This window comes from Lacinutrix algicola (assembly GCF_001418085.1).
GTDB classification, from domain to species: Bacteria; Bacteroidota; Bacteroidia; order Flavobacteriales; family Flavobacteriaceae; genus Lacinutrix; species Lacinutrix algicola.
On record NZ_LIQH01000041.1, the window covers coordinates 1 to 21,895 of the forward strand.

20 protein-coding genes and 1 tRNA gene are annotated in these 21,895 nt (G+C 30.9%); 9 read left to right on the plus strand and 12 right to left on the minus strand.

The features are described from left to right. From ASC41_RS14735 to ASC41_RS14770, 8 genes are all read left to right on the plus strand, one after another. On the plus strand, positions 1-3,730 hold a 3,730-nt coding region (locus ASC41_RS14735; protein ID WP_152971482.1), incomplete at its 5' end, for a Calx-beta domain-containing protein. Between the two features lie 59 nt (positions 3,731-3,789). After that, positions 3,790-4,722: a PorP/SprF family type IX secretion system membrane protein gene (locus tag ASC41_RS14740; protein WP_055437427.1), complete on the plus strand. Its 933-nt coding sequence runs from the start codon at positions 3,790-3,792 to the stop codon at positions 4,720-4,722. A gap of 18 nt (positions 4,723-4,740) precedes the next feature. Further along, positions 4,741-6,666 carry an OmpA family protein gene (locus ASC41_RS14745; protein WP_055437428.1) on the plus strand — a complete coding sequence of 642 codons (1,926 nt, stop codon included), beginning with the start codon at positions 4,741-4,743 and terminating at the stop codon, positions 6,664-6,666. Positions 6,667-6,821: 155 nt separating this feature from the next. Next, positions 6,822-7,358, plus strand: coding sequence for an isopentenyl-diphosphate Delta-isomerase (idi, locus tag ASC41_RS14750; RefSeq protein WP_055437429.1), 537 nt, complete (start codon positions 6,822-6,824; stop codon positions 7,356-7,358). Then, positions 7,342-7,749 (plus strand): 6-pyruvoyl trahydropterin synthase family protein, encoded by a 408-nt coding sequence (locus tag ASC41_RS14755; RefSeq protein ID WP_055437430.1) that lies wholly within the window; start codon positions 7,342-7,344, stop codon positions 7,747-7,749. Before idi ends, ASC41_RS14755 begins: the two co-directional genes overlap by 17 nt. A gap of 2 nt (positions 7,750-7,751) precedes the next feature. Continuing rightward, positions 7,752-8,732: a type I phosphomannose isomerase catalytic subunit gene (locus tag ASC41_RS14760; protein ID WP_055437431.1), complete on the plus strand. Its 981-nt coding sequence runs from the start codon at positions 7,752-7,754 to the stop codon at positions 8,730-8,732. A gap of 87 nt (positions 8,733-8,819) precedes the next feature. After that, entirely contained in the window at positions 8,820-9,086 is a 267-nt protein-coding gene (locus tag ASC41_RS14765; RefSeq protein ID WP_055437432.1) for a hypothetical protein, read from the plus strand. 57 nt (positions 9,087-9,143) lie between these two features. Then, positions 9,144-9,217 (plus strand) — tRNA-Thr (locus tag ASC41_RS14770). A gap of 304 nt (positions 9,218-9,521) precedes the next feature. On the opposite strand, the gene ASC41_RS14775 is transcribed toward ASC41_RS14770, so the two are convergent. The 4 genes from ASC41_RS14775 to ASC41_RS14790 all read right to left on the minus strand — a co-directional run bounded on the left by ASC41_RS14775 (position 9,522) and on the right by ASC41_RS14790 (position 14,459). Next, the gene (locus tag ASC41_RS14775) at positions 9,522-10,223 is read right to left on the minus strand and encodes a DUF4369 domain-containing protein (RefSeq protein WP_055437433.1); all 702 of its coding nucleotides are present in this window, start codon (positions 10,221-10,223) and stop codon (positions 9,522-9,524) included. 54 nt (positions 10,224-10,277) lie between these two features. Further along, the gene (locus ASC41_RS14780) at positions 10,278-11,543 is read right to left on the minus strand and encodes a DUF819 family protein (RefSeq protein WP_055437434.1); all 1,266 of its coding nucleotides are present in this window, start codon (positions 11,541-11,543) and stop codon (positions 10,278-10,280) included. Between the two features lie 1,008 nt (positions 11,544-12,551). Next, positions 12,552-13,475 (minus strand): alpha/beta hydrolase, encoded by a 924-nt coding sequence (locus tag ASC41_RS14785; protein WP_055437435.1) that lies wholly within the window; start codon positions 13,473-13,475, stop codon positions 12,552-12,554. Positions 13,476-13,865: 390 nt separating this feature from the next. Then, positions 13,866-14,459, minus strand: coding sequence for an alpha-ketoglutarate-dependent dioxygenase AlkB family protein (locus ASC41_RS14790; RefSeq protein WP_055437436.1), 594 nt, complete (start codon positions 14,457-14,459; stop codon positions 13,866-13,868). A gap of 96 nt (positions 14,460-14,555) precedes the next feature. On the opposite strand from ASC41_RS14790, the gene ASC41_RS14795 reads away from it, so the two are divergent. Next, positions 14,556-15,221: a M15 family metallopeptidase gene (locus ASC41_RS14795; RefSeq protein ID WP_055437437.1), complete on the plus strand. Its 666-nt coding sequence runs from the start codon at positions 14,556-14,558 to the stop codon at positions 15,219-15,221. Between the two features lie 45 nt (positions 15,222-15,266). On the opposite strand, the gene ASC41_RS14800 is transcribed toward ASC41_RS14795, so the two are convergent. The 8 genes from ASC41_RS14800 to ASC41_RS14835 form a co-directional block, all read right to left on the minus strand. Further along, entirely contained in the window at positions 15,267-15,680 is a 414-nt protein-coding gene (locus ASC41_RS14800) for a response regulator (protein WP_055437438.1), read from the minus strand. A 2-nt stretch (positions 15,681-15,682) separates the two neighbouring features. Next, entirely contained in the window at positions 15,683-17,542 is a 1,860-nt protein-coding gene (locus tag ASC41_RS14805; RefSeq protein ID WP_055437439.1) for a PAS domain-containing sensor histidine kinase, read from the minus strand. A 340-nt stretch (positions 17,543-17,882) separates the two neighbouring features. Continuing rightward, the gene (locus ASC41_RS14810) at positions 17,883-18,461 is read right to left on the minus strand and encodes an NAD(P)H-dependent oxidoreductase (RefSeq protein WP_055437440.1); all 579 of its coding nucleotides are present in this window, start codon (positions 18,459-18,461) and stop codon (positions 17,883-17,885) included. 61 nt (positions 18,462-18,522) lie between these two features. Then, entirely contained in the window at positions 18,523-19,086 is a 564-nt protein-coding gene (locus ASC41_RS14815) for a Crp/Fnr family transcriptional regulator (RefSeq protein ID WP_055437441.1), read from the minus strand. A 298-nt stretch (positions 19,087-19,384) separates the two neighbouring features. Beyond that, positions 19,385-20,401 carry a TQO small subunit DoxD gene (locus ASC41_RS14820; RefSeq protein WP_055437442.1) on the minus strand — a complete coding sequence of 339 codons (1,017 nt, stop codon included), beginning with the start codon at positions 20,399-20,401 and terminating at the stop codon, positions 19,385-19,387. Positions 20,402-20,405: 4 nt separating this feature from the next. Next, complete coding sequence (locus ASC41_RS14825) at positions 20,406-20,828, minus strand: DsrE family protein (RefSeq protein WP_055437443.1); 423 nt, start codon at positions 20,826-20,828, stop codon at positions 20,406-20,408. A 28-nt stretch (positions 20,829-20,856) separates the two neighbouring features. Continuing rightward, a complete protein-coding gene (locus ASC41_RS16675) occupies positions 20,857-21,141 on the minus strand; it encodes a hypothetical protein (RefSeq protein WP_152971483.1) in 285 nt (94 codons plus the stop codon). A gap of 130 nt (positions 21,142-21,271) precedes the next feature. Then, a complete protein-coding gene (locus ASC41_RS14835; RefSeq protein WP_055437445.1) occupies positions 21,272-21,649 on the minus strand; it encodes a hypothetical protein in 378 nt (125 codons plus the stop codon). Positions 21,650-21,895 lie beyond the last annotated feature (246 nt).

A 21,895-nucleotide genomic window follows, 5' to 3' on the forward strand; every position in this document is an offset into this window, starting at 1 on the left:
AACAGTAACAATCACAGATAATGACTCTGTTAATGTAACAATTGAAGATGTAACCGTAGATGAAGGTGATGGAACAGCAACTGTGCCAGTAACTTTAAGTACACCAAGTTCAGAAGATACAATAGTTGATATTGTAACAACAACAGGAACAGCAGGCACATCAGATTACACAGTTACAACAACAACAGTAACTATTCCAGCAGGAGAGACTAGTGTAGATGTAATCATTCCAATAACAGATGATAATATTAGTGAGTCACCAGAAGACTTTACAGTTGAAGGAACGGTAACAAGTACAAACACTACTAATACAGATCCAGAAGGAACAGTAACAATCACAGATAATGACTCTGTTAATGTAACAATTGAAGATGTAACCGTAGATGAAGGTGATGGAACAGCAACTGTGCCAGTAACTTTAAGTACACCAAGTTCAGAAGATACAATAGTTGATATTGTAACAACAACAGGAACAGCAGGCACATCAGATTACACAGTTACAACAACAACAGTAACTATTCCAGCAGGAGAGACTAGTGTAGATGTAATTATTCCAATTACAGATGACACAACAGGAGAACCAACAGAAGACTTCACAGTTGATGGAACAGTAACCAGTGGTAACACAAGTAACACCGATCCAAGTGGAACAGTAACGATTACAGATAACGATTCAGTAACAGTTACTATCGGAGATGTAGTTGTAGATGAAGGAGACGGAACAGCAACTGTACCAGTAACCTTAAATATCCCAAGTTCAGAAGATACAGTAGTTGTTATTGTAACAACAGACGGAACAGCCGGAACATCAGATTACACAACGACAACAACAACGGTAACAATTCCAGCAGGAGCAACAAGTGTTGATGTTATCATCCCAATTACAGAGGATGCAACAGATGAGCCAGATGAAGATTTCACAGTAGACGGAACAGTAACTAGTGGTAACACAAGTAACACCGATCCAAGTGGAACAGTAACGATTACAGATAACGATTCAGTAACAGTTACTATCGGAGATGTAGTTGTAGATGAAGGAGACGGAACAGCAACTGTACCAGTAACCTTAAATATCCCAAGTTCAGAAGATACAGTAGTTGTTATTGTAACAACAGATGGAACAGCCGGAACATCAGATTACACAACGACAACAACAACGGTAACAATTCCAGCAGGAGCAACAAGTGTTGATGTTATCATCCCAATTACAGAGGATGCAACAGATGAGCCAGATGAAGATTTCACAGTAGACGGAACAGTAACTAGTGGTAACACAAGTAACACCGATCCAAGTGGAACAGTAACGATTACGGATAACGATGGTACACCAACAGTAACCATTGGAGATGTAACCGTAGATGAAGGAGACGGCACAGTAACAGTACCAGTAAGTATCGATGTACCAAGTTCAGAAGATACCGTAGTTTCTATTGTAACAACAAGTGGAACAGCTGGCACATCAGATTATACTGAGACAACAACAACAGTAACAATTCCAGCAGGAGCAACAAGTGTTGATGTTATCATCCCAATCACAGAGGATGCAACAGATGAGCCAGATGAAGAGTTTACAGTAGACGGAACAGTAACTAGTGGTAACACAAGTAACACCGATCCAAGTGGAACAGTAACGATTACCGATAACGATGGGACACCAACAGTAACCATCGGAGATGTAACGGTAGATGAAGGAGACGGCACAGTAACAGTACCAGTAAGCATCGATGTACCAAGTTCAGAAGATACAGTAGTTTCTATTGTAACAACAAGTGGAACAGCTGGCACATCAGATTATACTGAGACAACAACAACAGTAGTTATTCCAGCAGGAGCAACAAGTGTAGATGTTATTATACCAATAACAGATGATACTATAAGTGAAACACCAGAAGACTTCACAGTTGATGGTACAGTAACCAGTGGTAACACAACTAACACCGATCCAAGTGGAACAGTAACGATTACAGATAACGATTCAGTAACAGTTACTATCGGAGATGTAGTTGTAGATGAAGGAGACGGAACAGCAACTGTACCAGTAACCTTAAATATCCCAAGTTCAGAAGATACAGTAGTTGTTATTGTAACAACAGATGGAACAGCCGGAACATCAGATTACACAACGACAACAACAACGGTAACAATTCCAGCAGGAGCAACAAGTGTTGATGTTATCATCCCAATTACAGAGGATGCAACAGATGAGCCAGATGAAGAGTTTACAGTAGACGGAACAGTAACTAGTGGTAACACAAGTAACACCGATCCAAGTGGAACAGTAACGATTACCGATAACGATGGGACACCAACAGTAACCATCGGAGATGTAACGGTAGATGAAGGAGACGGCACAGTAACAGTACCAGTAAGCATCGATGTACCAAGTTCAGAAGATACAGTAGTTTCTATTGTAACAACAAGTGGAACAGCTGGCACATCAGATTATACTGAGACAACAACAACAGTAGTTATTCCAGCAGGAGCAACAAGTGTAGATGTTATTATACCAATAACAATTGATACAGAAGTTGAAGGAGACGAAGTATTTACAGTTGATGGAACAGTAACAAGTGGTAACACAACAAATACAGCCCCAAGTGGTACTGTAACAATTACAGATTGCCTATCTGATTTAACAGCAGATTGCGATGGTGATGGTGTATCAAACGGAGATGAGTTAACACCTCCAGATGGAGAGGATCCAACAGATCCTACTGATCCATGTGAGTTTAATACTGATGATATTACTGTAACACCTAACACTACTTGGTTAGAAGCAGATTGTGATGGTGATGGTGTAACAAATGGAGATGAATTAACACCTCCAGGTGGCGAAGAAGCAACAGATCCTAATGATCCATGTATGTTTATAGCAGATGATATTTCAGTAACACCAACTATAGATTGGTTGGCAGCAGATTGCGATGGTGATGGTGTAACAAATGGAGATGAAGTTAATGATGGAACAGATCCATTAAGTAACTGTAGTTTCATTGCAGATAGCGTAACACTTCCTCAGTCTACTGAGTGGTTTAATGGAGATTGTGACAATGACAATGTTCCAAATGGTATTGAATTCCCATTTGGAGATACAGATGGTGATGGAATACCAAACTGGTTAGATGCCGATGATGATAATGATGGAATTGATACAATTAATGAAGATTATGCAGATGTAGATATCTCTGATGGAGAAGTTGATCCAACAGGAAACGACGATCCAACAGATAACGATACAGATGGAGATGGTACACCAGATTATTTAGATGATGATGATGATAATGATGGTATATTAACTATTCATGAGAATCCAGATCCAAATGGAGATGGTATTGGATTTGGAGAAGATGCACAAGATAGTGATGGTGATGGTCTTCCAGATTACTTAGAGCCTGATAATGGAGTTCTTCCTGCAACTGGTTTTGCAGACGATTTAGAAGTTTTCCAAGCAGTAACACCAAATGGAGATAATGATAATGATGTATTTATTATTAAAAACATTGAGTTATTCCCAGAAAACACTGTTGAAATTTACAACAGATGGGGAGTTATAGTTTATGAAACTGAAGGGTATGGACAGAATGGTAAATACTTTAAAGGTGAATCTAATGGTAGAGTAACAATTAAACAAGGAGAGCAATTACCAGTTGGAACATATTTCTATATTGTTAAATACAAAAAAGGAGATGAAGCTAAATCTAAAGCTGGTTACCTATACATTCAACGTTAATTAAACAAATAATGAAGGCAGAGCAATTCTGCCTTCAAAATTAAATTATACCTTTTATAATGAAAAATAGAATATTAATTTTAGTAATCCTTATCAGTTCTATATTTGCTGTAGAGAGTACTGCACAACAGGATGCTCAATACACACAGTATATGTATAATACAATGAGTGTAAATCCAGCTTATGCAGGATCTAGACAAGGTATTAGCATGACAGGATTGTATAGAACACAATGGGTAGGTCTAGATGGAGCTCCAGATACACAAACTTTTAATATTCATTCTCCAATTGGTGATAATGAAAAGGTTGGTTTGGGTTTATCTATTATTAATGATAATATTGGTCCAACTCACGAAACTTATTTTGATATAGATTTCTCATATACAATTAATACTTCAGAAGAAGGAAAGTTAGCTTTTGGTTTAAAAGCTGGAGGTCATTTACTAGATGTGGCTTATTCAGAGTTAAGTCAGTTTAATGCAAATGATCAATTATTACAATCAGATATTGAAAATAAATTTTCACCAAACATTGGTGCTGGTGTTTATTATAGAAAAGGAGATAGATGGTATGTAGGTTTGTCTGTACCTAATTTATTAGAGACTAAACATTTTGACAAAGCCTCTCTATCTGTAGCAAAAGAGAATGTTAACCTTTACCTTATTGGTGGATATGTATTCGATATTAATCATGATTTAAAACTTAAACCAGCTGTATTATTAAAAGGAGTTGCAGGAGCACCCTTACAAGCAGATTTAACTGTTAATGCTTTATTAAAAGAAAAATTAACATTAGGTTTAGCTTATAGGTGGAGTGCAGCAGTAAGTGCTTTAGTTGGTTATCAATTAACAGATAGACTTATGTTAGGATTAGCTTACGATAGAGAAACAACAGATTTAGGAAAAACGCAGTTCGAACAAGGTTCTTATGAAGTATTTTTAAGATTTGAAATTTTTGACGAGCAAAAAATATTATCTCCAAGATTCTTCTAAATTTAGAAATTAGTAATTATGAAAAAAAGAATATATATAATATTAGCAATTTTTGCGATATCCTTTAACACTGCCTTTTCTCAAGAGGATGGTAAGGTTAATACAGGTGTAGATAAAGAGTATAAGGGCTTAGAGTATAAAGAAGTAATTAGAAATCTTTCTAAGCTTGTTAAATCGGGAAATAACAGTCCAGAAGTATTAAATAAATTAGCTAATGCTTATTATTTTAATGTTGAAATGGAAGAGGCTTCAAAATGGTATGGAGAACTTTTAGCCCAAGATACTGCTATAGATTTCGAGAATTACTATAGATATGCAATGGCACTTAAAGCTACTGGTAAATATGAAGATGCAAACAAGTATTTAAAAAAGTTTGCCGTTCTTAATCCTAATGATTCAAGAGCAATAAAATATTTAGAATCTCCAGATTATTTAACAACAATCGATAAATTATCAGGTAACTTTATAATTGAAAACTTAGATTTTAATTCGCGTTTTTCAGATTTTGGAACTTCGTTTTATAAAGATGGAATTGTATTTGCTTCTTCAAGAGGTGATGGTAAATTATATAAGTGGAACGAACAACCTTTTTTAGATCTATATTATGTAACAGACGATGGAAGTAATCCAATAAAATTTTCTGAAGAAATAAATACTAAATTTCATGAATCTTCTACAACATTTACAGAGGATGGAAAAACAATGTATTTTACACGTAATAATTATATTAACGGTAAGAAAAGAAAGAGTAGTGAAAAGGTAGTTGGTTTAAAAATATATAAAGCAACATTAAATGAAGATGGTGAATGGTCTGATGTTACTTCTATGCCATTTAATAACGATGAGTATAATGTAGCACATCCAGCATTAAGTTTAGACAATAGTAAACTTTATTTTGCATCAGATATGCCAGGAACTAGAGGACAGTCAGATATTTTTGTTGTCAATATTTTTGAAGATGGTAATTATGGAGAACCTACAAATCTTGGAGATGTTGTAAATACAGAAGGAAGAGAAAACTTTCCTTATGTTAGTAATAATGGAACACTATACTTCTCTTCAAATGGACATCAAGGTTTAGGAGGTTTAGACATTTTCTATGCTAATTTAAATGGTGACATTAAGAAAATCGAAAATTTAGGTAAGCCTATTAATAGTCCTCGTGATGATTTTGAATTTATTATAGATGAATTCACTAATATTGGTTATTTAACATCTAACAGATATAATGGTAAAGGAGATGATGATATTTACAAATTTGAACGTGAAATATGTAATCAATTAGTAGCAGGAACAGTAGTAGATAAAAACACTAACATTGTAATACCAGAAGCAAATGTTATTATTTACAATGGTAGTAAGGAAAAAGTATATCGTTTTACAACTGATGTTAACGGCGCATTTAGCTATAATACAGATTGTAAAAAGGGAACTTATAAAGCAGTTGCCAGTAAAGAAGGTTACGATTCTGAAGAGTTGACTTATATTATAGATCCAGAAATTAAATTAGATTTAGCACTTAAGCTTAATTTAACTCCAAAAACAACTATCGACGAACCGGCAGCGATTGGTGAAGATTTATTTGTGTTATTAGATTTAGATCCTATTTATTTTGATTTCGATAAATCTTACATTAGACCAGATGCTCAAATAGAATTACAAAAAGTAATAAATTACTTAAAGCAATATCCTTCAGTAAATATTGATGTACAATCGCATACAGATTCAAGAGCGACTCATGAATATAACGAAGCATTATCACAACGTAGAAACGTTTCTACTAAAAATTGGATAATACAAAAAGGAGGTATTTCGCCAAATCGCCTTACAGGAAGAGGATATGGAGAAACGCAACTTGCAAATAAATGTTCAGATGGTGTTAAATGTAGTGAAGAAGAACATCAAGAAAATAGACGTAGTATGTTTATTGTAACTAGAAACTAGATATTTACAACATTAATAATCCATTGAGATTGTCAATAATAAAAAGTGCCATAGAAATATGGCACTTTTTATGCTTTATTCTCAATATTAAAATAAACTAAAAACCCTTATAATATTGAGGCTATTTTGTAAATTTGTTTTCCTCAATAAATATAATGGCTGAAGAAAAAGTAATTTTAGTAAACGAAAAAGATGAGCAAATAGGTTTAATGCCTAAAATGGAAGCTCACGAAAAAGCTATTTTACATCGCGCTTTCTCTGTTTTTATTTTTAATGATAAAAACGAATTAATGCTTCAGCAACGTGCATTAAGTAAATACCATTCACCAGGATTGTGGACAAATACTTGTTGTAGCCATCAAAGAGATGGAGAAAGTAATTTAGAAGCTGGAACAAGACGTTTACAAGAAGAAATGGGTTTTGTAGCACCTTTAGAAGAGAAAATGTCTTTTATTTATAAAGCGCCTTTCGATAATGGTTTAACAGAACACGAGTTAGATCACATTATGGTTGGTAACTATAACGAAATTCCTAATATTAATAAAGAAGAAGTTGAGGCATGGAAATGGATGCCTTTAGAAATGGTGAAAAAGGATATTAAACAGCAACCAGAAATATATACAGCTTGGTTTAAGATAATATTTGATAAATTCTACAATTTCATAAATATAACAGATGAAAGTAACAGTTAATAGGCGTGCACATTTTAATGCAGCACATAGACTGTATCGAAAAGACTGGAGTAACGAAAAAAACAATGCTGTTTTTGGTAAATGTAATAACGCTAATTATCATGGGCATAATTATGAACTCATTGCTAGTGTTACTGGAGATATAGACCCAGAAACGGGTTTTGTTATAGATATGAAAAATTTAAAAGATATTATTAAATCTGAAGTTGAAGATGCTTTCGATCATAAAAACTTAAACTTGGATGTAGCTGAATTTAAAGACTTGAATCCTACTGCAGAAAACATTGTTGTTATTATTCATAAAAAAATAAAAGCTAAGCTAGAATCACATTTAGAGTTAGAAGTTACTTTATATGAAACACCAAGAAATTTTGTAAGCTATTCAGGTTAATAATGATTAAAAATAAATTCTACCCAATTAAGTTTCAACCCATTTTCAAAGAAAAAATTTGGGGAGGAAATAAATTAAAATCTGTTTTAAATAAAAAGACAGAGGGCAATTCAATTGGAGAAAGTTGGGAAATTAGTGATGTTGATGAGAACGATGTTTCTATAGTATCTAATGGCGCATTAAAAGGACAATCGCTTAAGACACTTTTAAATGAGTATACTTCAGACTTAATAGGAATTAAAAACCATAAAGCTTTTGGCAATAAGTTTCCATTACTAATTAAATTTATAGACGCAAAGGAAGATTTATCTATCCAGTTACACCCTAATAATGAAATGGCAGCTAAACGCCATAATTCTTTTGGGAAAACAGAAATGTGGTATGTTTTACAAGCAGACCAAGATGCTAATTTAATAGTTGGATTTAATCAGGAGATGACTTCCGATAAATACTTAAATCATTTAAGGAATAAGACACTTCCAAAAATTTTAAATTTTGATAAGGTAAAACCCGGAGACACTTATTTTATAGATGTTGGTCTTATACATGCTATTGGAGCAGGAGTAATGGTTGCAGAAATACAACAAACTAGTGATGTAACTTATAGAGTTTACGATTGGGATAGAGTAGATGCTAATGGTAATTCTAGAGATTTACATAATGATTTAGCAATAGATGCTATTAATTTTGATTTGAAAGACGATTTTAGGATTAACTATTCTAAAAAAGAGAACCAAACAAACAAGTTATTAACTTGCCCTTATTTTACTACAAACTATTTGTCTTTACAAGGTTCGATATTAGAAAAAGAAAATACTTACGATTCTTTTATGATCTATCTATGTGTAGATGGCGAGGCTACAATTATAGCTTCTGGATTTTCAGAAACTATAAAAAAAGGAGAAACAGTTTTAATGCCAGCAGCAATTACATTTTTTAAAATTGAAGCAGAAGCAGCAGAACTACTCGAGGTTTATATTTAAATTGTTTTAATATAAAACAGTTCATTCTTTTCAATCATTTATTCCAAATTAATTCTTTACTTTTGTCGCTTAAATAAAATTAATATTATGGCAAATAAAAGAGACCTAAAAAAAGACCTTAATTATGTATTAGGGGACATTATTGAAGCAGTTTATGTTTGGGAATATAGCAACTCTAGCAAGGACACTAAACAAAGTGAAGCAGTTATTGATGATGCAATTAAGGTTTTCGATGATTTAATAGCAAGAGTTAATGCAAAAGATGTAGAAAATAAAAAAGCACATTTTAAGGCAATTAGTTCAGAATTAGAGACTAAAGGTCTTGAATTAATTGAGAGAATAAATAAATTGTAAAAAAGTTCAAAAAAACTTTGTAGATATCAAATACAAAATTATATTTGCAACCGTTTGGCCGATGTAGCTCAGCTGGCTAGAGCAGCTGATTTGTAATCAGCAGGTCGTGGGTTCGAGTCCCTCCATCGGCTCTTATTAAACCTTAACTACTAATGTAGTTAAGGTTTTTTCTTTTTACAGTAAATCCTTAATCCTAATTTTTTTATTAAAATAGATATTAAATAAGGAGTTTCTATCTGTTAGTATCTCTTTTAATAGTCTGTTTCAAAACGAATGATAAATTCTATTTATATAATAAACGATTAAACTTAATAAGCATCAATTTTAGGCTTTATAAGCAGTTTATTATAGTAGGATAAAGATTTAGCTTATCTAAACCAAAAAAGGCTTTTAAATTAAATTTAAAAGCCTTTTTTTCTTTTATGAAAAAGGATACTATTTTTCGTCCTTCTTTATTTTATCAATAAAACGTTGTAATTCTTTTCCGTAGTTAGATGCTTTAACATTACTGGTAAGTGTATCGTTTATCATGTCTAAATATTTAATGTTTGCATTATACAAATCTGTTAAAGCTAAATAAGGAGCAACTTCACTGTCTCTATTATTAATAGCAAAGTTTACAGTATATAAATATTTACGCTTTTCAAGGTTCTTGTGAGCTTTTTCTGTTTTACTAATAAGTACAGTGTCATTTAGCTTAATGGCATCAAAACTTTCTTTTACTAATTCTAAATTCTTGTTATTAAATTTTGAAGCTACATCTAAGTACTCTTCAAATACTTTTTGTTGTTTAGAGCCTTTAATTTTAGCATCATAATAAAAACGCTTTCGCGATGTATTAATTTCTGTAATACCTTTGTCTGCAAAAAAGATAATTCTATTATCTTCATTGTCGTTTTTATCTAAATACAGATAGAAAATTTCAGGACTATCAATTTCGCTTTGTAATTCAAAATTAGAACTTCCATTAACAACCATAGAATCTACAGTTATTAAACTAGTATCATTAGCTTTTTTTAAATAGACAGTCCCTTTTTTTAGGCCTTTAATATTTCCTTTTACAATTAGTTTATCTGAAGTATTATTTCCACAAGAGAATAGAATACATAAACTGAATAGAATAAATAATTTTTGCATGTGTAATTTTTGATTTTTTAAGTGGGCAAATATGATATAAAAATTAATTAAATACTAACCAACTGCTGCTATTCTCATTAGTTCGGCACACAGTATAGCACCATAAGTTCCCACTACATAGCCAAAGACAGCTAAAAGTGCTCCTACAGTAGCTAAAGATGGGTGAAATGCAGCAGCAACTATTGGAGCAGAAGCTGCACCACCAACATTTGCTTGACTACCTACGGCTAAGAAAAAATATGGAGCTCTAATAAGCTTGGCAACGAGTATTAATAAACCAGCATGTATAGTCATCCATACAAGTCCAATCATTATTAGTCCTGGCTTTTCTAAAATACCTCCAAGATCCATTTTCATTCCTATTGTTGCTACTAGAATATAAATAAAAATACTACCTATTTTACTAGCTCCTGCACCTTCATATTTTTTTGCTTTTGTGAAAGAAAGTAAAACACCAATTAAGGTAGAGATTGAGATTAACCAAAAGAAACCACTACCAAAAGATGATAATGCACTTTTAGGGTCACTAACAGCTTCAAAATTATTCTTTAAAAAGGCTGTGATTTGTTCAGATCCAAAATGTGCAACACCTACTGCTGTAAAAGCAATCATAAGTATTACCATGTAATCGTTTAATGTTGGATTTCTAACAGTTTTACTAGCAAAATTTTCCATTTTTGCTTGCAGCGCGTCTATTGCTGTGTTATCTGCTTTTAACCATTTATCTATCTTTTCTCTTTTCCCGATACCTAACAATAAAATAGCCATCCATACATTGGCTACAAAAATGTCTACTATTACCATTCCTCCATATTTTTCAGGGTTATATTGGTATATTTCTAACATTGCAGCTTGGTTTGCACCACCGCCAATCCAACTTCCAGCTAGAGTAGAAAGACCTCTCCAAACGGCATCAAAATCTGCTCCTCCAACAGTTTCTGGAGAGAATATAGAGATTAATAAAATTGCTAATGGACCACCTATAATTATTCCTACAGTACCTGTTAAAAACATTATTAATGCTTTAGGACCTAAATTAAAAACAGCTTTTAAATCGATACTTAATGTGAATAGAACAAGAGATGCAGGTAAAAAATAACGACTTGCAACAAAATATGCATTAGATGTTTCTGGATCTACCCAACCAAATAAACTAAATAGTGAAGGGATAAAGTAACACATTAATAGTGCTGGCACAAACTTGTAAAAAGTTTTCCAAAATCCTGTTTTTTTATTCTCGGTATAAAATACGAAGCCTAAGGCTAAAAACAGTAAGCCAAAAACGATAGCATCGTTGCTAAACGGTAATGTAATATCCATAATTTTGTTTAATTAGTTACCGCAAAATACCAAATATAAACAGGATAAAAAAAAGTAAGAAATAAACTTTGGCACACAATTTGAATTATACAAAAAGAGATTACTTATGATAACTAATTTAAAGAGTGGTTACTTTATATTAAGAGTAGGTAATCATCATATTTTTGGTTGGTTAGTATGAAAAAGCGTCTTGTGTAAATAAGACGCTTTTTCTATTGTTTAGTAGTAATGTGAAAGTTTTCATAAAATTGAATGCCATAAATACTATAAAATACAATTGGCACGTTAATTGAAATACAAATAGTAATTACTGCAACGACAATTTTAGAGTGTGGTTACTTTAAAAGAAGAGTGGTAATTACCATATTTTTGGTTGGTTAGTATGAAGAAGCGTCTTAGTTAATAAGACGCTTCTTCTATTCTAGCAAGTTCCGTTTATTAATAAATTAAGACATAAAATTTTTTACATAGTCAGTTTTACTTTTAAATGTGAAAAATTTCATAAAATTGAAACTCTTCAATACTATAAAATAAGATTGGCACGTTAATTGAAATACAAATAGTAATTACTGCAACGACAATTTTAGAGTGTGGTTACTTTAAAATAAGAGTGGTAATTACCATATTTTTGGTTGGTTAGTATGAAGAAGCGTCTTAGTTAATAAGACGCTTTTTCTATTTTAGCAAGTTCCGTTTATTAATAAATTAAGACATAAAATTAGTTACATAGTCAGTTTTACTTTTAAATGTGAAAAATTTCATAAAATTAAAACATTTCAATACTATAAAACAAGATTGGCACGTTAATTGAAATACAAATAGTAATTACTGCAACGACAATTTTAGAGTGTGGTTACTTTAAAAGAAGAGTGGTAATTACCATATTTTTGGTTGGTTAGTATGAAGAAGCGTCTTAGTTAATAAGACGCTTTTTCTATTGGTATAAGTTGTAACAAAAAAAAGGCTCACAACTATGTGAGCCTTTTTAGTTTAAAATTTATAATACTGTTATTTTATAAATGCAATAATAGCTTCAATTAATTCTGGAGATAATGCTCTAGCAGATTCGTTGTAAGATTTAGAGTTTTCTAAATTTCCACCTTCAATAGGAACTAGAATGTGATTCATTTTATCAATTATTTTTATTTCAGCATTAGGTACTGCATCTTTTAAAAGTTTAGCTTCAGCTTCAGATACCTGCAAATCTTTTGTGCCATTTATTATTAGTATTGGCATGTTTAATTTTTTAATTTCTACTTGTGGATTATATTGTATCCAATTAGAAATAAAAGGTTGTACATCTAAGTTAAACATAGAGGCTAGAGCAGGAGGAAAGTCTGTAGTCGTTTTTCCTTCCTCTAAAACCTTAATTACACGCTTAGTATCTTCTAGATATATAGGCGCTGTTTTTTCTACTTGATCAATAATAACCTTACCTATAGACTGTCCAGCACCTGCAAGCGATATAAAACCATCAGCATTATCTTTTGCTGCTAACATACCAACTAAACTACCTTGGCTATGTCCTGCAATGTATATTTTGTTATATTTTTTTGAATCTTTAAAAAAAGTGATAACAGATTTTGCATCTACTACAAAATCATCAAACATCATGTTTTTATCTATATTCCCTTTTCTTATTTGTTTTACAATACGTTTATCGTAACGAAAAGTTGCAATGTTTTTGTTAGATAAGCCTTGTGCTAGTTTTTTAAGAGAGTTTCCTTTTAAAAAATTCTGATTTCCATCACGATCTGTAGGTCCAGAGCCAGCTATAATAATTACTAGATTAGGTTTCTCGATGGTATTAGGTATAAGTAACGTACCGTCAATTAATTTGTTAACAGCAATTTCTTGAGTATTATAGTTGTTTTCTTGAGCGAAAGAAAAACTACCTAAAAACATTAAAACAATTAGAAACTTTATTTTCATGATATATTTATTTTAAAATTACTGTATTACAATATGGATGTTATTTGTAAAACTTATAACGCAAATTTACAGTTTAATATTGAACAGAAAATAGTTTTTTACCCTATTTGAATTGTGCTTTTAAACGATTTTATTGTGCGTTTTATCGTTAAATGTTAAAATTTAATGCTTTTCATCGAATATGCGTGCTCTTAAACGTCTAAAACAAAATAACTACCCTACATTTGAAGTGTGCTAAGAGACATACTTTTAGTCAATGGATTAATTAATTAATATTTGCATCGCTTTTTTTTGATATAGTAACCCTAAATCTAACCAAAGATATATCGCAAATACAGAAAACCAAAGTTGAGGGACTTTGGTTTTTTTGTGTTTAAAACTTTCGTTAATCTAAATTATAATTCTAAAAGTTAAATTTATTCTGGGCTTTATTTCTTTTTTTGTTTTTGCAATTTGATGTTGCCAATAATGCTGTGTGGTGCCTTGCATTAATAGTAAGCTACCGTTTTCTAGTAGTAATTTTTGTTTTAAATTGTTGTCTTTCTGGTGCTTTAAATTAAAATAACGTGTAGCACCAAAAGTTACTGAAGCTATTATAGGATTTTCACCTAATTCTTTTTCATTATCAGCATGCCAACCATTACTATCACTTCCATCTCTATATAAATTTGCTAGGCAAGTGGTAAATTTAGCATTAGTTTTTGTTTCAATTCTTAATTTTATTTTTAGTAAAACATCCGAGAATTCTTTGGGATGCATTGTTATATTAGAATAACTATATGGTTTGTTGTTATTAGCAAAAAGAGCTGTTAATCTAGGTTGTGCATGGGTTTTACCAAAAAGAGTAATAGTGTCTTGTTGCCAATTGCTTTCATTTAGAATAGAATTATAGAACGCCTGCGATTCAATTTTAGAAAAGAAATTAGGATAGTAACTAATATCTGCATCAGGTAAATTCAGTTTTATTTCTTCTGAAGGAAACATAAATATTAATTAATTTAAAGTTATTACTAAACGTAAAAGAGTAAAATACTATTGATAAATTATTATTTATCTAAATTAGCGTATAAATTCTGTACTATGAGATTTACCTTTTCCTTTTTACTAACATTATATACAATGGTGTCTTTTGCACAATTACCTGAAGGTTTTGTGTACGCTAAAATAGAAATACCTTCTATTCATGTAGATTTACAATATTGTGGAGATAATAATTTTGTTGGCGAAACAATAGATGGCTACAATGCCAATGTGGCAATAATGACAAAACAAACTGCTGTTGCTTTAAAAAAGGTGCAGACAGAATTGGTAAAACAAAATCTAGGTATTAAAATATACGATGCTTACAGACCACAACGTGCAGTAAATCATTTTATACGTTGGGCAAAAGTGGTTAACGATACGTTAATGAAACAGCAGTTTTATCCTAAAGTAAATAAAAGAAACTTGTTTAAATCGGGTTATATAGCTTCTAAATCGAGACACAGTAGTGGTAGTACTTTAGATATTACTATTGTAGATTTAAAAACAGGAGAAGCGCTAGATATGGGATCGCCTTTCGATTTTTTTGGAAGCGAATCTTGGGTAGAAAACAAGAACCTGACTAAAGAGCAGTCTAAAAACAGACAAAAACTGCAAACTGTTATGCTTACTAATAGTTTTAGAAATTATCCTAAAGAGTGGTGGCATTTTACCTTACGTGGTGAACCTTACAGAAATCAGTATTTTGATTTTTTAGTCGAGTAGATTAATAACCTAGAAATAAAGATTTTTATTAATTTTAAACTTCTACTAGTTTTCTTGCATAGATAATTTCTCTATAATAGATTTTATTTTACCTGGTTTAATGGGTTTAATAATATAATCTGAAACATCACTTATTCTATTGGCTCTATCAATATCTGTTTGATCAACCGAAGAAGAAACCATATATATAGTTATTTTTTTACCTAATTTGGGTTTAATTTGAATGTACTCTTCCATAAATTGAAAACCATCCATTATGGGCATGTTTATGTCTAATAATATAACATCAGGAAGCTCTTCGTCGTTATTAAGATTTTCAATCATAAAATTTAAAGCCTCTTCACCATCAGAGAAGGCAATAATTTTTTGAGTTAAATTTAAAGATTCTATTGTTTTTTTTATGGCAAACTGGTAAATGTCATCGTCATCTACAATACAAAAGTTGAAATTTTTATTCATTTTTATTTATTAAAATTTATGTTGAAAGAAGAACCTATATTTACTTCGCTTTCTACAGTTATATTACCTCCTAAGGACTCTATTTGTGTTTTAGTCATAAATAAACCAACACCTTTAGCATCTGGATGTCTATGAAACACCTTGTTTAAACCAAATATTTTGTGACCATGACGTTTTAAATTTATGCCAAGACCATTATCTTTAAACATAAGTTTTTGTACACCTTCTTCTATTACAGACTGAATAAAAATCTCAGGAGCTCTTTCTTCAGATTTATACTTTATAGCATTGCTCAACAAGTTAAGAAAAATACTTTCTAAATAAAACTTATTGTATTCAATATGTGGGCTTTGTGAGAAATCAGTAGTTATTTTAGCACCTGTTTTTAAAATTTGTCCAGATAATATTTCTTTTGTCTTAATTAAAACATCATCGAACATAATAGTTTCAATGTTCTTAACAGTTTCATTTTTAGTTTTTAAAGCTTTAATTAAGGTGTTTAATGTTTCTGTAAGATGATTTATTACGATTTCAAATTTTTCAAATAAAATAACTTTCTCATCTTCAGTTTCTGCTATGTTATAAAAATCTAATAAAGAATTTAAGTTACTTACTGGCGCACGTAAATTGTGAGATGTTATTTGTGCAAAATCTGCTAACTGTGTATTTTGTATCGTTAGTTTATTGGCTAAAATTTCTAAACTATTTTTTGCTTCTATTATTTTCTTTTCTGCTATTTTTTGAATTGTAATATCTCTAATAGCAGCAGAAACTAATAAACCTTCTTCTGTTTTAAGAGGACTTAAACTTATTTGTATTGGTATTTCTATTCCATTTTTATTAAGCCCATAAAGATCATCACCTTCTTCACCCATTTTTCTAGTTTTAGGCATGCTAAAAAAGTTTTCACGATGGGAAGTGTGTTTATATTTATCTGGTATTAATAATTCTACAGGTTTATTAATTAATTCTTGAGATCGATAACCAAATAGTTTTTCTGCTTGTTTATTAACTAATTGTATTTTTCCGCTATCATTTACAATTACCATAGCATCTGGAGCAGATTCAAGTAAGCCTTTAAATTTAATTTCGGCCATTCTTTGTTGGGTAACATCTTGGCAGGTACCAATAATTTCAATTACATTTCCTGCGTTGTCTGTAAGTACTTCGCCTAGTAATTGTACTGTTTTTGTTTTACCGCTAGTCGACTTTATACGATGTAATAAATCGTAAAAAACTTTATCTTTTATAGATTTATCAAAAGATGCACTTACAATAGCTTTATCTTCTGGATGTACAAAATTAAAATAGGTTTCAAAACGTAAAGCTTGATTGGTATCAACTTCAAAAATATTAAAAAGGTTACTAGACCATTTTACACTATCAGCAATGGTATCCAATTGCCAATGTCCCATCATGCTTATTTTTTCCGCAGCATTTAATACTTGATTCTTGCGTAAAAGCTCGTTCTCTGTTTCTTTTTGATTTGTTATGTTTTTTATTATTCTTAAAAAACCAGTGTTTTCTCCATGCTCATTTTTTAAAGGCGTAAGTGTGGAATGCCCTACAAACCTAGAGCCGTCTTTTTTTATTATGGTCCATTCGCGAGAATCGTAACCATTATATTTTGCTAATAATTTGTACGGATCGGAATCCAGGTTTTCTTTATATCTATTAGCAATATCTTTTCTAAAATTATTAAATTCTTCTTCTATTAGAAAAAAGGGCGCTTTTTCTAAACCAATGATCTCTTTTGAAGAGTAACCTAATAAAGTTTCGGCATCAGTATTAAATTGGTATACTATACCATCGTTATTTGTTGCTAGTATTGCAGTAATTTCAGAATTAGTGTTTACTTTCATAAAAGGTTCGTTACTTAAGCGTGTTGTATTATTACGTCTGTTATTTAAAAGGTTAGCTTTGTTGTGCTAAGTTAATTTTTTTTATTTAAACATATAAAGTCACTTTAATTCTTCTGTTTAAACCTGTAATAATGGATGGTAACTGTATATTTATGTATTAAATAAATACCATTAAAGAATGGATGTTTTTATTTTGAGGAATATTTTGAAATAGGTTTGTTTACGGTTTTGTGCATGGAAAGTTGCGTGTTTAAACACGGAGATTAGTAAATAAAAACCTGTGAATATTTTTGTAGGTAGGCAAAAACTATCAATAAACGATATGTGGTGTTGGCTGTAGTTACTTCAATCTTTCACCTAACAATGTTACTTTTTTTAACCAGTTCTCTCTAAAAAGCGAAGTTGAATTTTTTACGGAAGCAATATAAGTTGTCTTCACAGGACTTATTCCGCAAAATTTTAACGTTCCATTTTTAAATTGGTTTATTGTCGGACTTTTCATTATCAGAAAATCATACCATTTAGGAGTATCTGCCGTGATAATTAATCGTGCGGATTTTGCTTTAAGTAGTTTTTCGGGTAATGCTTTTCCTTCAATCGGTTGATATGTAATAGACGGTAAGAATGTTCTGTCTATAAATCCTTTCATAAGGGCTGGATAACCATACCACCACATTGGGAATACCCAAACAATATGATCTGCTTTTTTAATTTTTTCTATGGCCAAAACTAAATCAGGCTCCAATTCCATTCGTTTTCGATAACCAAATTGCAGATTAGGGTTAAATTCCAATTCTGCAATGTTAATTTGAGAAATTATAGAATTTGTTTTATTAGCTCCTTTTATGTAAGCTTCTGATAGGGCATAATTAAAGCTTTCTTTGTCAGGATGTCCATTTATTATTAATACTTGTTTCATATTTTATTCTTTGTTTTGCGCAAAGAACAATACTTCGATACTTTTTTTAAAGGACATTTGTCTAATTCGTAATTGACTTTCTTATTCTACTTAAATGTCTTTGGGTAATACCTAAATATGAAGACAGAAAATTTAAAGGAATTGATTGTAAATATTCAGGGTGATTTATGAGTAAATCTTTGTATTTTTTTTCTGCAGATTCTTTTTGCAATAAGAAAACTCTTTTTTCCATTTTTATGTATTCTTGTTCAGCAATTAATTTGAAAAATTTTAGCCAATTTACACTTGATTTCTCTAATATTAAAATTTCTTCTCTTGATATAGTTAATAACTCTATATCTGATAGTGCTTGAATATTTTCAATTGTTTTTGTTTGAGATAAGAAAGAAGAGTAGGCGCTAACAAATGAATTTGAAAAGGTAAAACAATAGGTAACTTCTTCCTCTGATGAAGTGTAATAAAATGACCTAAACAAGCCAGAAACTACAAATGCTACTTCTTTAGATATTCGACTTTCTTTGATGAAAAAATCGCCTTTTTTTAATTTCTTTCTCTGAACTTTACTTTCAAAAAGTTCAATTTCTTTTTCGGTTAGAATGTTAAATGTTTGAAGGTATTTCCTCATTTTTTTAAATTATTGCCAAGGTCTCGTTAATATAAAAACGCTACAATGTTTTACATCATACTTAAACGAAGTTAGTGTATTTTTTTGTGAAGAAAAATCAATTTTATTGGTTCAAATTAATATATCGTTTTACCCATTTAGGGTAGAAATAATGAATAAAACACAAATAGGAGAGTTGTTAAAATACTTTTTTTAGAATAGTGCTTTTGTATAATATCTGTATTTAATAGATGATTAATTTTTTATAAAAAAAAGCAATAGCGGTTAGAGTTCAAACTCGTACCGCTATTAATCTTTACTATTTTTTAATTTTGTGTTCCCAATAAGCACCACTTATATCTGTTATTTTTAGATTATAAACACCTATAGGTAAAGTGGATAAAATTTCATTTTTTAAACTCAATTTAGCTTTAGCTCCTAAAGGAATAATTAAGCTGTGTTTACCTGGTTTTATTTTGGCAACATAGTAATTTGAGATATTTTCTTTATTCAATATTGCCAAATCGTCTTGATTATATTCTAAAATGGTATTGTTGTTATTATCTAATAATTCAATACCAATAACCCAAGAGCCATAAACATCAACACCTTCGGTTCTAAAAATATTAAAACTTACTGTGTTATTGGTTATTTTTCCTTCGCTAATTTCTAGTTTTGGCTTTATAGATTTATTATGAAGTGTTCCCCAAAGACCACCATGAAAGACTTGGTTTGTCATTAACGTTATTCCTAAAATAAATAAAGAACCTGTTAAAACAACTTTTGGAAAAACACTTTCCTTTATTGGTAAAATACCAGAAGCCAACCAAGCAAACCATTTTTTTTTTGTAATTGCAAAATTGTTTTTTATCAGGTAATTATCCAACGAGTATTTTCCGCTAGCGGTTAAGAATAATACAAAACCTGTTGCAATTCCTAGCACGCCTATTTGCCATTCGTCTAGACAAGTTGTACCAATCCAACCGGAACCTAAAAGAATTCCCATAGCTAGGCCAAAAACACCTATGCTCATTATTCTGGTAAACAAACCAAACATAATAAACAAACCTACAATTCCTTCTACAATAGTAAAAATTACCATATTTACCCAAAGTGTATCTGGATTTTCTACTAGATATTGAATGATTGGTTTTATACCTAAGGCATTAGGTAAAAAAGCATTAAATTTTTCGCCAATATAACCGGCAGCTTCAGGATCAAGTTTGTTAGCTAATGCAGTTCTTCTCCAAAAGGCTGAAAAATAAGTCCAACCTACCACTAATCTTAATGCTAAAGCCAATAGTCCAGCATCGTTTTTTATACTAATATTTTTCATTTTTTTAAATAGTTAAAGCAATAAAGCCTTGTTTTGTTAATTGGAAACCGTGTAATATACCATTAGGAGTTATTTCTAAATTTTTTGGCATTGTGTTATGGTCTATATTAAATTTGTTAAGAGATATACCACAAACAAAGACTTTTACATTTTGAGATTTAGCCTTTTCTAAAAGCGTATTAAAATCGGAATTATTTGCAATATCATTAACTGTTTTACCACAGATAATGACATAGAATGCGCCATAATTTTCACCATCCTCTTTTGCCAATTCATTAGCAGTTAGTAAAACAGGTTTAAGTTGTTTTATGTTTTTTGAAAGCACTAAATAATTATTGCTTTTAAGGTTAATGTCTTGAGCTTGTAATTGGGAAGTCCCAAATAGTAAAATGAATAATGTTGTTATAAATAATATTGAATTTTTCATTGTTTTTTATTTTAAGTTTGAATTAATACTAAAAAAAAGAAGCGCTAGCGTTATTGCTTTTCCAACCTGTATAGTTAATGTAATAGGAATTAAAATGGCTATTAATACTAGTGAAGCTACTCTTGTTTTTAAAGTAAATAAGTAATAGAATGTCCGCAGCTAGCATTACAACTCCAGACAGAATTACGGCTATTTCTCGTGTTCCTAGAATATTCACTATAAAGCCCATTGATGAGTTTTCTATTCTACTCACGGCTTTTTTAGTATTTAATAGATGATTTGTGCTCGCTATTATAACAATTAGGCTAAGCATAATGCGAAGTATAACTACAGACTTGTAGCTAACCTCAAGCGTTTTTTATTGAAATTTCATTTTTTAATATTTGTAATTGATATATAGCAGAAATAGTAACTGCTTTAAACTTTTTTGTTTAAAAAATCAATTACGAGTAGACCTTGAGGTTACGGTATAAAATATACAGAGGAACATTAGAAGCCTCGTGATTTCTTGACGCATTAAGGTTAAAAGAATGCTTAAGTAAATAGGTTGTAAAATGAATAGGAAAAGCTTCCGGAATTAGAAAGACAGGTTGATTAAAACTTGGATTTGAAACAGATTGAATGTTTTCTGAAACCTCTATAGTCTGACAATTTGTTTGAGAAATTGTAGTTTGACTCTTGTTTAAAACAGTAGTTTGAGGAATCTCTAATTCGGCTTGAATAAAATTTCTAACCTTACAAGGCGAAAGCAATAGCAACAATACAAGTCCGAAAATGGACAAGATTGAGTTTATTCTATTTGTTTTAAAATTTGCTTTCATCTTTACAAATATAGACACAATTTTCACGAGAATATGTTATTGTTTTCTTAATGAAATCTTTAGTTGTAGTGAATACTTGAGTTTATTCTTAATAAATAGATGTTTTTAGAAAGTAATATTTTGAAAAGGTTTGTTTGAGTGGGTGTGTATGAAAAGTTGCGGTTTTGTCAGCGAGGAATTTCCTTAGGAAAATCAGATGTAGCAAAATCACAGCGACCTTTGGTTTAGACTAACACCAGCAATTTT

Coding starts and splice junctions, on each gene's coding strand:
- ASC41_RS14740 (WP_055437427.1), top strand. CDS start 3,790: ATGAAAAATAGAATATTAATTTTAGTAATCCTTATCAGTTCTATATTT.
- ASC41_RS14800 (WP_055437438.1), bottom strand. CDS start 15,680: ATGAATAAAAATTTCAACTTTTGTATTGTAGATGACGATGACATTTAC.
- ASC41_RS14755 (WP_055437430.1), top strand. CDS start 7,342: ATGAAAGTAACAGTTAATAGGCGTGCACATTTTAATGCAGCACATAGA.
- ASC41_RS14765 (WP_055437432.1), top strand. CDS start 8,820: ATGGCAAATAAAAGAGACCTAAAAAAAGACCTTAATTATGTATTAGGG.
- ASC41_RS14825 (WP_055437443.1), bottom strand. CDS start 20,828: ATGAAAAATTCAATATTATTTATAACAACATTATTCATTTTACTATTT.
- ASC41_RS14805 (WP_055437439.1), bottom strand. CDS start 17,542: ATGAAAGTAAACACTAATTCTGAAATTACTGCAATACTAGCAACAAAT.
- ASC41_RS14775 (WP_055437433.1), bottom strand. CDS start 10,223: ATGCAAAAATTATTTATTCTATTCAGTTTATGTATTCTATTCTCTTGT.
- ASC41_RS14745 (WP_055437428.1), top strand. CDS start 4,741: ATGAAAAAAAGAATATATATAATATTAGCAATTTTTGCGATATCCTTT.
- ASC41_RS14835 (WP_055437445.1), bottom strand. CDS start 21,649: ATGAAAGCAAATTTTAAAACAAATAGAATAAACTCAATCTTGTCCATT.
- ASC41_RS14780 (WP_055437434.1), bottom strand. CDS start 11,543: ATGGATATTACATTACCGTTTAGCAACGATGCTATCGTTTTTGGCTTA.
- ASC41_RS16675 (WP_152971483.1), bottom strand. CDS start 21,141: ATGCTTAGCCTAATTGTTATAATAGCGAGCACAAATCATCTATTAAAT.
- ASC41_RS14785 (WP_055437435.1), bottom strand. CDS start 13,475: ATGAAAATAAAGTTTCTAATTGTTTTAATGTTTTTAGGTAGTTTTTCT.
- ASC41_RS14795 (WP_055437437.1), top strand. CDS start 14,556: ATGAGATTTACCTTTTCCTTTTTACTAACATTATATACAATGGTGTCT.
- ASC41_RS14815 (WP_055437441.1), bottom strand. CDS start 19,086: ATGAGGAAATACCTTCAAACATTTAACATTCTAACCGAAAAAGAAATT.
- ASC41_RS14790 (WP_055437436.1), bottom strand. CDS start 14,459: ATGTTTCCTTCAGAAGAAATAAAACTGAATTTACCTGATGCAGATATT.
- idi (WP_055437429.1), top strand. CDS start 6,822: ATGGCTGAAGAAAAAGTAATTTTAGTAAACGAAAAAGATGAGCAAATA.
- ASC41_RS14810 (WP_055437440.1), bottom strand. CDS start 18,461: ATGAAACAAGTATTAATAATAAATGGACATCCTGACAAAGAAAGCTTT.
- ASC41_RS14760 (WP_055437431.1), top strand. CDS start 7,752: ATGATTAAAAATAAATTCTACCCAATTAAGTTTCAACCCATTTTCAAA.
- ASC41_RS14820 (WP_055437442.1), bottom strand. CDS start 20,401: ATGAAAAATATTAGTATAAAAAACGATGCTGGACTATTGGCTTTAGCA.